Source organism: Brevundimonas sp. (assembly GCF_965278935.1).
Lineage (GTDB): Bacteria > Pseudomonadota > Alphaproteobacteria > Caulobacterales > Caulobacteraceae > Brevundimonas.
Genome location: NZ_OZ257124.1, coordinates 479,792 through 493,697, shown reverse-complemented (window position 1 = coordinate 493,697; position 13,906 = coordinate 479,792). Strand labels below are relative to the sequence as shown.

Genomic DNA, 13,906 nt, shown 5'->3' with positions numbered 1-13,906 from the left:
ACCTGGGCGGCTGATCCATCGACGCTCTCTTGGTGCTCTTGGTGGCCCCTTGGTGTCCTTGGTGAAGAAACCCTGCGAACGCCGACCGTCGAGATATTGAAGGCCCGCGAGCGGGCGAAGTGTGAGCGCGGTCTGTCGTGAAACTCGCCATCGCCGCCATCGGCAAGCCGGGTCGCGGACCCGAGGCGACGCTCGCCTCGGACTACGCGGCCCGCGCCACCGCCGCCGGTCGTGCGTTGGGCCTCGGCCCGCTCGACCTGATCGACCTCGAACCGCGCAAGACCGGCAAGGCGCCGGAGGCCGAGCTGCTGCTGGCGGCCGCTGAAGGCGCGCACCTGATCGCCTGCGACGAGCGCGGCAAGACGTATTCCAGCCGCGCCTTCGCCGACCATATCGCGACCCTGCGCGACCGGGGCGAGCGACGGCTGGTCTTCGTCATCGGCGGCGCGGACGGCCTGGACGCCGGCGTGCTCGCCGCCGCCGGATCGACCCTGGCCTTCGGGCCCCAGACCTGGCCGCACGCCCTGGCCCGCGTCCTGCTGGCGGAACAGCTCTATCGCGCGGTGACGATCCTGGCCGGATCACCCTATCATCGGGATTGATGAACCGCGCCGCCGCCACAGCCCTGCTGATCGCCCTGTCCGCCCTGCCCGCCGCCGCGTCGGTGCAGGACGACCTGCAATCGCTTCAGGCCCAGTACCGCGACGAACAGGTGCGCGCCCGCCGCCTGCGCGCCGACGCCCGCGACGCCCAGGCCGAGATCGTCGCCCTCGACCGCGAACTGGCTACACTGCGCACCGACCAGACCGCCGACGACATGCAGTTGTCGGCCCAGCGCCAGCGCCTGCGTGACCTGAGCCGGCGCGAGGCCGCCATCGTCGCCGAACTGGCCGAGGCCCGCGACGGCCAGGGCCGGCTCCTGTCCGCCCTGCAGATGATGAGCCGCAAGCCCCCGCCGCCCCTGCTGGTCCCTGCCGACCGGGCCGTCGACACGGTGCGCGCCGCCATCCTGATGAAGGCCATGGCCCCGGAGATGCAGCGCCGCGCCTCGGCCTTCGCCGCGCGTCAGGCCGAGGTCGCCCGCATCCGCCGCCTCGCCGTCCTGTCCTCGGAACGCCTCCTCACCACCGAGAGCGCCCAGGGCGACCGCCGTGCGGAGATCGAGGACCTGTCCGCCCGCCGCACCGCCCTTCTGGCCGTCCTCCGCGCCGACGCCGCCCGGGCCGAGCGCGCCGCCGCCGCTCTGGAAACCCGCATCCGCAACCTCGGCGGCCGCCCGGCCACGGCCACCGACGCCCCCACGCCCTCGACCCGCCTGCCCGGCGGCCGGACGCGCCTGACGGCCCCCGTCGGCGGCGCCCCGGTGAAATCGGGACAGGGCGTCCGCTGGGCCGCCCCCGCCGGCCCGGTCGCCGCGCCCGCCGGCGCCCGCGTCGACCACGCCGGCCCGCTCAGCGGCTGGGGCGAGGTGGTGATCCTCGATCTCGGCGGCGGCTGGCGCGCGGTCGTCGCGGGCCTCGACAGCGTCTCCGTCGAAACCGGCGAACGGGTCGCCGACGGCCAGGCTCTGGGCTCGGCCGAACGCGGCGGCGAGGTCTATTTCGAACTGCGACGCGATGAGCGAGCCGTGGACCCCACGCCGTACTTGTAGGGAGGGCTTGGTGAGTAGGGCTTGGGGCTTAGAAAGCCCTCGGCGGCGAAACCGCTTCCCAAGCCAGCATGACGCTGATTTTATCCTATGAACGTGGGGTCGCCACGATTTCATCATGTGATCCTGCCTCTAAGCCCTAAGACCTACTCACCAAGCCCTCCGCCCCTTGGGGCGGCCCGAAAGAGACCGAATGCGTAAACTGCTCATCGCCGGCGCCGCCGTCGCGGCCCTTGGTCTCAGCGGGATGACCGTGGCATCCCAGACGCCACGCAATGAAACCTTCCGTATGCTGCAGCTGTTCGGCGACGTGCTGGCTGTGATCGAGCAGGCCTACGTCGTTCCGGTCGACAACAAGAAGCTGATCGAGGCGGCGCTCGCGGGCATGATGACCGCGCTCGACCCCCACTCCAACTACCTGCCGCCGCAAGGGTTCGAGGACCTGCAGGAGCGGACCTCGGGCGAATATTCCGGCGTCGGCCTGACCATCACGGCCGAAGGCGGTCTGGTGAAGGTCATCTCGCCGATGGACGACAGCCCCGCCGCCAAGGCCGGGGTCCAGGCCGGCGACGTCATCTCGGCCATCGAGGGCCAGAACGCCTCGGGCCTGACCGTCACCCAGGTCTCGGAAAAGCTGCGCGGCGCCATGGGCACCTCGGTCACCGTCACCTTCCTGCGCGACGGCGAGGAGCCGCGCGAGGTGACCCTCGTCCGCGAAGTCATCAAGGTCGAAAGCGTCACCAGCCGCATGGAGGGCGACTTCGGCTACCTGCGCATCTCGACCTTCAACGAGAACACCGGCCGCGAGCTGACCGCCGCCATCGAGAAGATCAAGCGCGACCATCCGGGCGTGAAGGGCTTCGTCCTCGACCTGCGCAACAACGGCGGCGGCCTGCTGACGGCGGCCATCGACGTATCCGACACCTTCCTCGAACGTGGCGAGATCGTCAGCCAGCGGGGTCGCAAGCCCGACCAGATCGAACGCTACGCCGCCCGCCCGGGCGACCTGACCGGCGGCCTGCCCCTGGTGGTGCTGATCAACTACGGCTCGGCCTCGGCGTCCGAGATCGTCGCCGGCGCCCTGAAGGATCAGGAACGGGCCACGCTCGTGGGCCTGACCTCCTTCGGCAAGGGCTCGGTCCAGACCGTGATCCCGCTGGGCGGCGGCCGCGACGGCGCCCTGTCGATCACGACGGCGCGCTACTACACCCCGTCCGGCGCCTCGATCCAGAAGATCGGCATCGAGCCCGACCTCGAGGTCGCCCGCACCGAGGCCGAGGCCCGCATCGTGTCCCGCTCCAGCTTCATCTACTCGGAGGCCGCCTATGCGACCGCGCTGGACGCCTCCATCGGCGCCGAACGCAAGGGCGCCCACACCCCGCACGAGGCCCCGGGCGAGGACTACGACAAGGACGCCGACTACCAGCTCCAGCGCGCCCTCGACGTCCTGCGCGCTGGCGGCGACCTGACGCGTCTGGCCGCGGCGCCCGCAGGCATCGTGGTCAGCGACGGCACGACCCCGCCGGTCCAGACCGCTGACACGACCGAAGAAGAGTAGTTCGCGAAGTCTCCTCCCTGTCGCGCAGCGATGGGGAGGTGGCAGTGAGCCCTTGCGAGCTGACGGAGGGGGCGACACCGCGTTGCCGGTAGCTCTCACCTCACGCACCGTGTCGCCCCCTCCGTCACGGCCCTGAAGAAGGGCCGCGCCACCTCCCCACGCCTGCGGCGCAGGGAGGAGAACATGGCTAACGGCCCGTTAGGCTTTCTTAACCGCCGCCCGTTCATAGTCGCCTGCGATGATCGTCGTCCGGAATCCGTCCGGTCGTCAGCTTCCAGAGCGTTCGCCGTCCATGTTCGCCAAGCGTCAGTCCGCCCTCGCCGCCACGGCCGGCGCCGCCCCCACGGGCCGGCTGCCGAAGCTCGACATGAAGTCGGCCCTGGCGGTGTTCAGAAAGCCCCCGGTCGCCGTCGGCGCGGCGGGCCTGCTGCTGCTCGGCACGGTCGCCCTGTTCCTGACCGTCCTCGGCGACCCGCGCGCCGGCACGCCGACGGCCCGCGTCGCCCTCCACCGGGAAGCCCCGGTCGAGACCCCCGCCCCCACCGGTCTCGAAGCCTTCTCCATGGGCGGGTTCGCCGCCTGGCAGGGTCTCGGCGCCGATCCGACACTTGATCCCAACGGCGCGGCCGGCGGCGACGCCCTGATCACGCTGCCCGACGGCGCGACCGTCGCCGGCGGCTCGGCCATCGCCGCGCCCGCCCTGCCGGCCTCGCCCCTGCCGGAAGCCCCCATCGCCGGCCTCAGCCAGCCGGGTCCGCAAGGCGCCCTGCCCGTCATCGCCACCGACGGCCGCGTCCCGGCCCAGGCCTATGCCCGTCCCTTCCAGTCCAATGGCAAGCCGCGCGTCGCCCTGATCGTCGGCGGCCTCGGCCTCAACGCCGTCACGACCCGCGCCGCCATCGAACGCCTTCCGGCCGATGTGACCCTCAGCTTCGTGCCCTACGCCCAGGGACTCCAGGGCTGGATCGACCTCGCCCGCGCCCAAGGCCACGAGGTCATGATCGAGATCCCGATGGAGCCGACCGGCTATCCCAACAACGATCCCGGCCCCTACACCCTGCTGGCCAACGCCACCCCCGACGACGTGGCGGCGAAGATGAACTGGCTGCTGGGCCGCGCGACCGGCTATTTCGGCGTCACCAACTATCTCGGCGACCGCTTCGTGACCTCGGACGCGGGCATGGCCGCCTTCCTCGGCGTCCTGCGTCAGCGCGGCGTCGCCTTCCTCGACGACGGCATGGCCCGTCGCCGTCCGGGCGCCTGGGCCCGCGCCAGCGCCGATACGATCATCGACGAGACCCAGACCCCCGCCGCCATCATCGGCCGCCTGAACGCCCTTGAGGCCGCCGCCAAGACGCGCGGCGCGGCCCTGGGGACCGGCTTCGCCTATCCGGTCACGGTCGAGGCCGCCGCTCGCTGGACCGCCGGTCTGGACGCGCGCGGGCTGCAACTGGCCCCGGCCAGCGCGATGACGCAAAGGCCGGGGCGCTGAGGCGCAAGGGAGTAGGGCTTAGGTCTTAGGGCTTAGTCAGAAGGGCCGCGTTTACTCGCCAGGCCCCAAGCCCTACTCACTAAGCCCTCATGACCGACTTCCCCCGCCACCGCCCCAACGTCGGCGTCGTCCTGTTCAACCAGCACGGCCAGGTCTGGTTCGGCCACCGCGCCGGCCAGGAGGGCGCACACGCCTGGCAGTTTCCGCAGGGCGGCGTGGACAAGGGCGAGGACATCGAGGCCGCCGCCCGTCGCGAACTTGAAGAGGAGACCGGCGTCGTCTCCGCCGACCTCATCGGCCGCACCGAGGGCTGGATCGTCTACGACTTCCCTGAAGCCCTGAAGGCTCAACACAGGCTGAAGGGCAAGAAGCCCTGGGACGGCCAGAAACAGGTCTGGTTCGCCTTCCGCTTCACCGGCGAGGAGGCCGAGATCCGCCTCGACCGGCACGACGAGATCGAGTTCGACGCCTGGCGCTGGGGCGACCTCGACGAAGCCTGCGACCTGATCGTCCCGTTCAAGCGCCAGGCCTATGAGCAAGTCGTGGCCGCGTTCTCGAAATACGCCGCAGCCTAGGGACAAGTCTCGCGAACGATCCGCGTCGTCGAGGCCGGAAACCGCGCCAGCTTTGCCGCAGGTCGGACCGGGCGCGGGACGAAGCCGCCCCCGCAGTTGGGACAGACGCCCTTCAACGGCCCGGCCACGCAATCGGCGCAGAAGGTGCATTCGAAGGTGCAGATGCGGGCGTCGGGGCTATCGACCGGCAGGTCCCGGTCGCAGCACTCGCAGTTCGGCCTCAACTCCAGCATCCGCGCCTCCTGACAGAGCGTCAGTGCGAGGACCCGCCCGGCGCCAGACGGAAGATGACCAGACCCGCGACGACGAGCAAGGCCGCCACGACACGCATTACCGTCAGGCTCTCGCCCAACAGCACCACGCCGACGACGAAGGCTCCGACGGCCCCGATCCCGGTCCAGATTACATAGGCCGTGCCCATCGGCAGCGACTTCATGGCGAGGGACAGCAGGGCGAAGCTGACGGCCATGAAGCCGAGCGTGAACAGGCTGGGCCACAGCCGGGTGAACCCCTCGGACTGCTTCATGAAATAGGCCCAGACGATCTCGAACAGGCCGGCGATGAGAAGATAGACCCAGGCCATTGTCGACGGCCCTCCTTGCGAAAGGCCGGGCCGTCCCGGGCTTGGCCCGGCGAACCGGGGCGAGGACGTGGCCTCGTCTTGCCGTCGATATCTAGGACCGTTTCGGCCCCGATCAAGCCGCTTGGTCAGGTTGGCGAATTTGACGTCGGAGTTTGATCGGTTTGGCGACGGAAATTGACGACTTTCACGCCCCTCGGGGTCCGAACAGGATCACCCCGGCGCCGACCAGACAGATCGCCGCGCCGATCATGTCCCAGCGGTCCGGAGCCCGATGCTCGACCAGCCACAGCCACATCAGCGACGCGGCGATATAGACCCCGCCATAGGCCGCATAGGCCCGCCCCGCCGCATCCGCCTCGACCCGCGTCAGCAGCCAGGCGAACAGCATCAGCGAGGCCACGCCGGGAACCAGCCACAGCGGCGACCGGTCGAGCCTCAGCACAGCCCAGAATGCAAAACAGCCGGCGATCTCGGCGAGGGCCGCCAGCCCATAGATCACGAAGGTCATGGGGCGGCCTTCAGTGTCAGGATCACGATCTCGGGCGGGGCGCGGAACCGGACGGGCAGGATCGAGACCCCGATGCCGCCGGTGACGAACAACTTGCGACTGCCCTCGTCGTAGAGGCCGCACGGCCAGCGGCGCGATCCGGCGGAGGGCAGGATCGGCCGACCCACGAGGGGCAGGTTGACCTGACCACAGTGGGTATGGCCCGCCAGCGTCAGAGCGACCCGTCGGGGTGTCTCGGCGAAGGGGTCAGGCCAGTGGGTCAACAAAATCACCGGATCGCTCTCCGGCACGGCCGAGAGGGCCTGCGGGATCGACGGTCGTGTGCGGCGCGACACCATGTCCGCCAATCCCGCGACCCAGAACCGGCCGCTGTCGGTCTCGACCGCCACGGCGCGGTTCTCGACCACCCTGACGTTCGCCTGAGTCAGGGCCTGCTCGATGGCCGCCTCGTCGAACCAGGAATCGTGATTCCCGAGCACGCCATAGACGCCTAGCGGTGCGCGCAGCGCCTTGAAGGCCAGTACGCCCTGAAGAATTTCCGACCGATCCGGCGCGGCGCGAGCCTCCGCCGGCTCATGACCGCCGGTGTAGTCGCCCAGCAGCACGACCAGATCGGGAGCCTGCCCGTTCATGCGTTCGACGAGGCCGGCAACACGCGGCACGTCCACGTGGGGTGCAGCGACATGGGTGTCGGAGATGATGCCGATCCGAACCGGCGGCCCCACCCAGCTCGCGCTTTCGACAGTCACGTGGCGGACGGTGAGGGTCGTCGGCTCGATCAGAAACGCCCAGACCCACAACGCCCATGCGACGATCGAGACCCCGGCGATCGCGCGAGCAAGAAAAATCCGACCCTCGCTCAGCGACAGCCGGATCATCACCATGGACAGGATCGGCGCGACGACCGCCGCGACCCAGGCAAAGACCAGAACGGCGTCCGGTCCCCCCATCCCGAAATCTAGACTGCCGCGACCTCGGTCGCCGCCTCGGCCAGGATGGTCAGGCCGGCGGGGGTGACGTCGGCGAAGCCGCCGTGGACGTTGAACACGCGCTTCGACGATCCGTCGAAGACCGTGACCGCGCCTTCGCGCAGCGCGGTCATGAAGGGCGCGTGGTCGGCGAGGACGCCGAAGTCGCCCTCGACGCCCGGCGCATCGACCTGATCGACGAGGCCGTTGAAGACCTCGCGCTCAGGCGACACGAGCGAGAAGCTGAGCTTGCCGGCCATTTACGAGGCGTCCGCGGCCAGCTTGGCGGCCTTTTCGACGGCCTCTTCGATCGCGCCGACCATGTAGAAGGCGGCTTCCGGCAGGTGGTCGTACTCACCGGCCACGATGCCCTTGAACGAGCGGATCGTGTCTTCCAGCGAGACGAACTTGCCGGGCGAGTTGGTGAACTGTTCGGCCACGAAGAAGGGCTGCGACAGGAAGCGCGAGATCTTGCGGGCGCGCGAGACGACCAGCTTGTCCTCTTCCGACAGCTCGTCCATGCCCAGAATGGCGATGATGTCCTTCAGCGCCTTGTACTGCTGCAGGACTTCCTGAACCGAACGGGCGACGCGGTAGTGTTCCTCGCCGATGACCAGCGGGTCCATGATGCGCGAGGTCGAGTCGAGCGGGTCCACGGCCGGGAAGATGGCTTGGGCGGCGATGTCGCGGTTCAGCACGGTCGTCGCGTCAAGGTGGGCGAACGAGGCGGCGGGCGCGGGGTCGGTCAGGTCGTCGGCGGGAACGTAGATGGCCTGGATCGAGGTGATCGAGCCCTTCTTGGTCGAGGTGATGCGTTCCTGCAGGTTGCCCATCTCGGTGGCCAGCGTCGGCTGATAGCCTACGGCCGACGGGATACGACCCAGCAGGGCGGACATTTCCGAACCGGCCTGGGTGAAGCGGAAGATGTTGTCGATGAAGAGCAGCACGTCCTTGCCCTCTTCGTCGCGGAAGTATTCGGCCTGGGCCAGACCGGTCAGGGCCACGCGGGCGCGGGCGCCGGGAGGCTCGTTCATCTGGCCGTAGACGAGGGCGCATTTCGAGCCTTCGCCGCCGCCGGCGACGTTCACGTTGGACTCGATCATCTCGTGATACAGGTCGTTGCCCTCGCGGGTGCGCTCACCCACGCCGGCCAGCACCGAATAGCCGCCGTAGGCCTTTGCGATGTTGTTGATCAGTTCCTGCATGGTCACGGTCTTGCCCACGCCGGCGCCGCCGAACAGGCCGGTCTTGCCGCCCTTGGTGTAGGGGCAGATCAGGTCGATGACCTTGATGCCCGTGACCAGGATTTCCGACGAGGTCGACTGCTCTTCGAAGGTCGGGGCCTCGCGGTGGATCGGGCGGAACATCGTGGTCTGGATCGGACCCGCTTCGTCGATCGGCGCGCCGACGACGTTCATGATGCGGCCGAGCGTGCCCGGGCCGACCGGCGCCAGGATCGAGGTGCCGGTGTCCGTGACCGGCTGACCGCGCGTCAGGCCCTCGGTCGTGTCCATGGCGATGGTGCGGACCATGTTCTCACCCAGGTGCTGGGCGACTTCGAGAACCAGGGTGAAGGGCTCGCCCGTCTTCTGATCGACGTTCTGGGTCTGCAGGGCGTTCAGGATCGCCGGCAGTTCGCCCGCGAACTCGACGTCCACGACGGCGCCGATGACCTGGGCGACCTTGCCCACGCCGGTGCCGGCCGAATAGGCGGCGTTGCCGGTGGCGGCCGCCGGAGCGGTCTTCTTGGCCGGAGCCTTCTTGGCGGCGGGTTTCTTGGCGACGGTGTCGGTCATCGGGAGGGGTCCGTTTCGGTCTGTATCTGTCAGGATCGGAGGATCAGAGCGCTTCCGCGCCGGCGATGATCTCGATCAGTTCGGTGGTGATCTGGGCCTGGCGCTTGCGGTTGTACGTCAGCTTCAGGGCGGTGATGAGTTCGCCCGCATTGCGGGTGGCGTTGTCCATGGCGCCCATCTGGGCGCCGAAGAAGCTGGCCTGGTTTTCGTACAGCGCGGCCAGCACCTGGGTGGTGATGTTGCGCGGCAGGACGACGTCGAGGATTTCCTCTTCCGAGGGCTCGTACTCGTAGACGGCGCCGTTCAGGTCGATCGGGGCGGCGTCTCCGTCGACGACGGCCGGGATCAGCTGCTTCGGCGTCGGCACCTGAGAAATGACCGACTGGAAGCGGCTGTAGAACAGGGTCACGACATCGGCGTTGCCGGCCTCGAACTCCGAGGCGATCAGTTCGGCGATCGGCTCGGCGGCGTTCATGCCGATGACCTTGTGATCGCTCAGTTCGAAGGTCTGCACGATGCGGCTGCCGAACTGGCGGGTCAGGCCGTCGCGAACCTTGCGGCCCACGGCGATGATCCGCACATCTTTGCCAGCGGCGATCAGGGTGTTGATCCGTTCCTTGGCGGCGCGGATGACGTTGGTGTTGAATCCGCCCGCCAGACCCTTGTCGCCCGTGGCCACGACCAGCAGGTGCTTCTGATCCTTGCCGGTGCCGGCCAGGAGCTTGGGCGCGCCGTCGCCGCTGACGCCGGCCGCCAGATTGGCGATCACGGCGGCCATTTTCAGGGCATAGGGGCGCGCCGCCACAGCCTGATCCTGGGCGCGCTTCAGCTTGGCCGCAGCGACCATGTTCAGGGCTTTCGTGATCTTCTGCGTCGACTTGACGCTTTCGATCCGATTTCGCATTTCCTTAAGGCTGGCCATCGGGCGCTACTCTTTCAGCTTACCGGGTCAGACTTAGGCGAAGGTCTTGGCGAAGGCTTCGATCGCGGCCTTCAGCTCGGCTTCCAGCTCCTTGGACAGGGCCTTGGTCGACTTGATGGCGGCCAGCGTCGAGGCGTGCGCGGAGTGCATGCGGGCCAGCAGTTCGCTTTCGAAGCGGGCGATGTCGGCCACCGCGATCTTGTCGAGGTAGCCGCGCGTGCCGGCGTAGATCGACACGACCTGCTCTTCGACGGTCAGCGGCGAGTACTGCGGCTGCTTCAGCAGTTCCGTCAGGCGCGCGCCGCGGGCCAGCAGGTTCTGCGTCGAGACGTCCAGGTCCGAACCGAACTTGGCGAAGGCGGCCATTTCCCGATACTGGGCCAGCTCGCCCTTGATCGAACCGGCGACCTGTTTCATCGCCTTGATCTGGGCCGAGGAGCCCACGCGCGACACCGAGATGCCGACGTTCACGGCCGGGCGGATGCCTTGGTAGAACAGATCGGATTCCAGGAAGATCTGGCCGTCGGTGATCGAGATCACGTTGGTCGGGATGTAGGCGGAAACGTCGTTGGCCTGGGTCTCGATCAGCGGCAGGGCGGTCATCGAGCCCGATCCGTTGTCCTCATTCAGCTTGGCCGAACGTTCCAGCAGGCGGCTGTGCAGGTAGAAGACGTCGCCGGGGTAGGCTTCACGGCCCGGCGGGCGGCGCAGCAGCAGGGACATCTGGCGGTAGGCCACGGCCTGCTTGGAAAGGTCATCGTACACGATCAGGGCGTGCATGCCGTTGTCGCGGAAATACTCGCCCATGGCCGTGCCCGAGAACGGGGCCAGGAACTGAAGCGGAGCCGGCTCCGAGGCCGTGGCGGCGACGACGATGGTGTATTCCAGCGCGCCGCGCTCCTCGAGCGTCTTGACGATCTGGGCCACGGTCGAGCGCTTCTGGCCGATGGCAACGTAGATGCAGTAGAGCTTGTCGCTCTCCGAGGCACCTTCGACGTTGATCGAGCGCTGGTTCAGGATGGTGTCGACGGCCACGGCGGTCTTGCCGACCTGACGGTCGCCGATGATCAGTTCGCGCTGGCCGCGGCCGACGGGGATCAGGGTGTCGATGGCCTTCAGGCCGGTCTGCATCGGCTCGTGAACCGACTTGCGGGGGATGATGCCCGGAGCCTTCACGTCCACGCGGCGACGCTCGGTGAACTGGATCGGGCCCTTGCCGTCGATCGGCTCGCCCAGCGGGTTGACGACGCGGCCCAGCAGGCCCTTGCCGACAGGAACGTCCACGATCTCGCCCAGACGGCGGACTTCGTCGCCCTCGGCGATCTGCGCATCGGCGCCGAAGATCACGGCGCCGACGTTGTCGCGTTCCAGGTTCAGGGCCATGCCTTTGACGCCGGCCTTGGGGAACTCGATCATCTCGCCGGCCTGGACGTTGTCCAGACCGTGAATGCGGGCGATGCCGTCGCCGACCGACAGGACCTGACCGACGTCCGAGACGTCGGCTTCCACGCCGAAGTTGGCGATCTGGGACTTGAGGATGGCCGAAATCTCGGCGGCGCGGATGTCCATTTGGATCTCTCTGTCTTGGTCTTCAGGGCGGGCGATCAGACCCGCATCATTCGTGTGTGGGGCGGAGCGCTATGCGCGCTTGAGGGCGAACTTCATCTGGTCGAGCTTGGTCTTCAGCGAGGCGTCGAACAGTTTCGACCCGACCTTGACCTTGAGCCCGCCCAGGATCGACGGATCGACGCGGGCGGTCATCTCGGGGGCCTTGCCCAGCGCCTGCGACAGGGCCGAGCGAATTTTCGTGGTCTGGGTGGCCGTCAGCGGCACAGCCGAGACAACCTCGGCGGCGACGGCGCCGGTGTGGGCCGAATACAGGGCCTCGAAGCCGGTGATCACGGCGCCCAGGTCGCGTGCGCGGCCGTTCTGGGCCAGCAGGCCGAGGAAGTTCCTCGTCGTGGCCTCGAACTTCGCCTTGGTCGCGATGGCGGCGAGACCCTTCTGCTGGTCTTCGGCGGCGATGACCGGCGAGGTGGCGAGGCGGCGCAGGTCGGCGCTCTCGATCCAGGCGGCCTTCAGCGACTTCAGGTCGGCGCGAACGGCCTCCAGGCGGCCGGTTTCCAGGGCCAGGTCGAACAGCGCCTGAGCGTAGCGCGCGCCGACTTCCGTCGTTCTGAAATCGTCAGCCAAGGCCTGTCCGTCCGCTGTGCGTATCTGTTCAAACGACCGGCCGCGGGCTTCGCGCCGGTCAAAGGCTTGTAATGCTTATGGAAAGCACGCCGAGGGCCGTCTCGTCAGAAACGCCCCTTGGAAGCCGGGCGCCTGATAGCATGGGCTTTTCGCTGTCGCAACCTGAGGCGCTGGCGCGCGGGGCTTAGGGCTTGGATGGTAGGGCTTAGGGCTTGGGAGAGACGGCATGAGCAGCGCCATCGGCGGCTATCGTGGTCTTGTCGTATGGCAGAGAGCCATGACGATCGCCGAACACGTTTATGAACTGACCCGATCGTTTCCGCGCGAGGAGCAGTTTGGGCTGACGTCCCAGGCCAGAAGAGCAGCCGTCTCGATCGCCGCCAACATAGCTGAGGGATACGGACGGGGCACGAGGCCCGCCTACGCCAGCTTCGTTCGCATCGCCCAAGGCTCGCTCAAAGAGCTCGAAACCCATCTTTTGATTGCCGAGCGGGTCGGCTTCGTGGCGATGGCCGAAGTCGAGTCCGTTCTGGCCGACGCCGATGAACTGGGCCGAATGCTCAGGTCGCTGTTGAACAAACTGCGACCAAATGACCTAAGCCCTAAGCCCTAAGCCCTAAGCCCTAAGCCCTACGACCCGGATCAAATGGCCGCCTCCACCTCAAAGAACGTCATCTTCGCCGCCCTCGCCGGCAACCTGGCCATCGCCGTGACGAAACTGGGCGCGGCCCTGTTCACGGGCTCCGCGGCCATGATGTCGGAGGCCATCCATTCGGCCGTCGACACCGGCAACCAGATCATCCTGCTGATCGGACTGAAGCGGGCGGCCCGGCCCGCCAGCGAGAGCCATCCCTTCGGCCACGGGCTTCAGCTCTACTTCTACACCTTCGTCGTGGCCGTCCTGATCTTCGGCGTCGGCGCGGTCATCTCCATCACCCACGGCATCGAGCGCATCCAGTCGCCCGAGCCGATCGAGAACCCGTGGGTCAACTACGTCGTCCTCGGCCTGTCCGTCCTGTTCGAGGGCGCCTCATGGATGGTCGCGTTGAAGGCCTTCAACAAGGAGCGCGGGGGGCGGCCCTTCTTCGCCGTCATCCGCTCGTCCAAGGATCCGACCGTCTTCACCGTCCTGTTCGAGGACACCGCCGCGCTCGCAGGCCTCGTCGTCGCCCTGGTCGGCGTGGTCAGCAGCCATCTGTTCGACCTGCCTGTGCTGGACGGCGTCGCCTCGGTGATCATCGGCGTGATCCTCGCCCTGACCGCCGGCTTCCTGGCCTTCGAGAGCCAGAGCCTGCTGACCGGCGAGGCGGCCGATCCCGCGACCCGCGAGGGCATCGAGGCCATCGCCCGCGCCGAGCCCGGCGTCATGGGCCTGAACGACGCCCGCACCATGCATTTCGGCCCCAACGAAATTCTGGTCTGCCTCAGCCTCGATTTCCGCGACGAGCTGACGGCCGCCGAGGTCGAGGACACGGTCGCCCGCCTCGAACACCGCATCCGCGCCGCCTTTCCCCAGGCGGGCCGCATCTATGTCGAGGCCCAGAGTCTGGCCAGCCACGCCGCCGTCCGGGCCGCCGTGATCGCCGGCGGCGGCGCGGGCGCCTTGGTCGATCAGGTCCCGGAAGTCGTTTCGTCGCGGCCTGCGCGGTAACGTCAACTTGAA

At 68.2% G+C, this 13,906-nt stretch carries 16 protein-coding genes; 7 read left to right on the top strand and 9 right to left on the bottom strand.

What is annotated here, in order from left to right:
- The first annotated feature begins 137 nt into the window (after positions 1 to 137).
- From rlmH to ACQY68_RS02460, 5 genes are all read left to right on the top strand, one after another.
- Entirely contained in the window at positions 138 to 602 is a 465-nt protein-coding gene (rlmH, locus tag ACQY68_RS02480; protein ID WP_428151444.1) for a 23S rRNA (pseudouridine(1915)-N(3))-methyltransferase RlmH, read from the top strand.
- Positions 602 to 1,651 (top strand): murein hydrolase activator EnvC family protein, encoded by a 1,050-nt coding sequence (locus ACQY68_RS02475; protein ID WP_428151443.1) that lies wholly within the window; start codon positions 602 to 604, stop codon positions 1,649 to 1,651. The genes rlmH and ACQY68_RS02475 overlap by 1 nt, the downstream gene beginning before the upstream one ends.
- A gap of 190 nt (positions 1,652 to 1,841) precedes the next feature.
- On the top strand, positions 1,842 to 3,206 hold the full coding sequence (locus ACQY68_RS02470; protein WP_428151442.1) for a S41 family peptidase: 1,365 nt from the start codon (positions 1,842 to 1,844) through the stop codon (positions 3,204 to 3,206).
- A 292-nt stretch (positions 3,207 to 3,498) separates the two neighbouring features.
- Positions 3,499 to 4,698 (top strand): divergent polysaccharide deacetylase family protein, encoded by a 1,200-nt coding sequence (locus ACQY68_RS02465; RefSeq protein WP_428151441.1) that lies wholly within the window; start codon positions 3,499 to 3,501, stop codon positions 4,696 to 4,698.
- Positions 4,699 to 4,787: 89 nt separating this feature from the next.
- Positions 4,788 to 5,273, top strand: a complete 486-nt coding sequence (locus ACQY68_RS02460; RefSeq protein WP_428151440.1) for an RNA pyrophosphohydrolase — start codon at positions 4,788 to 4,790, stop codon at positions 5,271 to 5,273.
- Here ACQY68_RS02460 and ACQY68_RS02455 read toward each other — a convergent pair.
- From ACQY68_RS02455 to ACQY68_RS02415, 9 genes are all read right to left on the bottom strand, one after another.
- Positions 5,270 to 5,506 carry a DUF1272 domain-containing protein gene (locus tag ACQY68_RS02455; RefSeq protein WP_428151439.1) on the bottom strand — a complete coding sequence of 79 codons (237 nt, stop codon included), beginning with the start codon at positions 5,504 to 5,506 and terminating at the stop codon, positions 5,270 to 5,272. The genes ACQY68_RS02460 and ACQY68_RS02455 overlap by 4 nt on opposite strands.
- Positions 5,507 to 5,526: 20 nt before the next feature.
- Positions 5,527 to 5,856 carry a DMT family transporter gene (locus tag ACQY68_RS02450; RefSeq protein WP_428151438.1) on the bottom strand — a complete coding sequence of 110 codons (330 nt, stop codon included), beginning with the start codon at positions 5,854 to 5,856 and terminating at the stop codon, positions 5,527 to 5,529.
- A gap of 184 nt (positions 5,857 to 6,040) precedes the next feature.
- Entirely contained in the window at positions 6,041 to 6,364 is a 324-nt protein-coding gene (locus tag ACQY68_RS02445; protein ID WP_428151437.1) for a YnfA family protein, read from the bottom strand.
- The gene (locus ACQY68_RS02440; RefSeq protein ID WP_428151436.1) at positions 6,361 to 7,314 is read right to left on the bottom strand and encodes a metallophosphoesterase; all 954 of its coding nucleotides are present in this window, start codon (positions 7,312 to 7,314) and stop codon (positions 6,361 to 6,363) included. The genes ACQY68_RS02445 and ACQY68_RS02440 overlap by 4 nt, the downstream gene beginning before the upstream one ends.
- Before the next feature lie 8 nt (positions 7,315 to 7,322).
- Positions 7,323 to 7,592, bottom strand: a complete 270-nt coding sequence (locus ACQY68_RS02435; RefSeq protein ID WP_428151435.1) for an ATP synthase F1 subunit epsilon — start codon at positions 7,590 to 7,592, stop codon at positions 7,323 to 7,325.
- Positions 7,593 to 9,128, bottom strand: coding sequence for a F0F1 ATP synthase subunit beta (gene atpD, locus ACQY68_RS02430; RefSeq protein WP_428151434.1), 1,536 nt, complete (start codon positions 9,126 to 9,128; stop codon positions 7,593 to 7,595).
- Between the two features lie 43 nt (positions 9,129 to 9,171).
- Positions 9,172 to 10,050 (bottom strand): F0F1 ATP synthase subunit gamma, encoded by an 879-nt coding sequence (locus tag ACQY68_RS02425; protein ID WP_428151433.1) that lies wholly within the window; start codon positions 10,048 to 10,050, stop codon positions 9,172 to 9,174.
- Between the two features lie 33 nt (positions 10,051 to 10,083).
- Positions 10,084 to 11,619, bottom strand: a complete 1,536-nt coding sequence (gene atpA / locus ACQY68_RS02420) for a F0F1 ATP synthase subunit alpha (RefSeq protein ID WP_428151432.1) — start codon at positions 11,617 to 11,619, stop codon at positions 10,084 to 10,086.
- Positions 11,620 to 11,688: 69 nt separating this feature from the next.
- Positions 11,689 to 12,243: a F0F1 ATP synthase subunit delta gene (locus tag ACQY68_RS02415; RefSeq protein WP_428151431.1), complete on the bottom strand. Its 555-nt coding sequence runs from the start codon at positions 12,241 to 12,243 to the stop codon at positions 11,689 to 11,691.
- 226 nt (positions 12,244 to 12,469) lie between these two features.
- Here ACQY68_RS02415 and ACQY68_RS02410 point away from each other — a divergent pair, with 226 nt between their 5' ends.
- On the top strand, positions 12,470 to 12,856 hold the full coding sequence (locus tag ACQY68_RS02410) for a four helix bundle protein (RefSeq protein WP_428151430.1): 387 nt from the start codon (positions 12,470 to 12,472) through the stop codon (positions 12,854 to 12,856).
- A 33-nt stretch (positions 12,857 to 12,889) separates the two neighbouring features.
- Entirely contained in the window at positions 12,890 to 13,894 is a 1,005-nt protein-coding gene (locus ACQY68_RS02405) for a cation diffusion facilitator family transporter (protein WP_428151429.1), read from the top strand.
- The last annotated feature ends 12 nt before the right edge of the window (positions 13,895 to 13,906 follow it).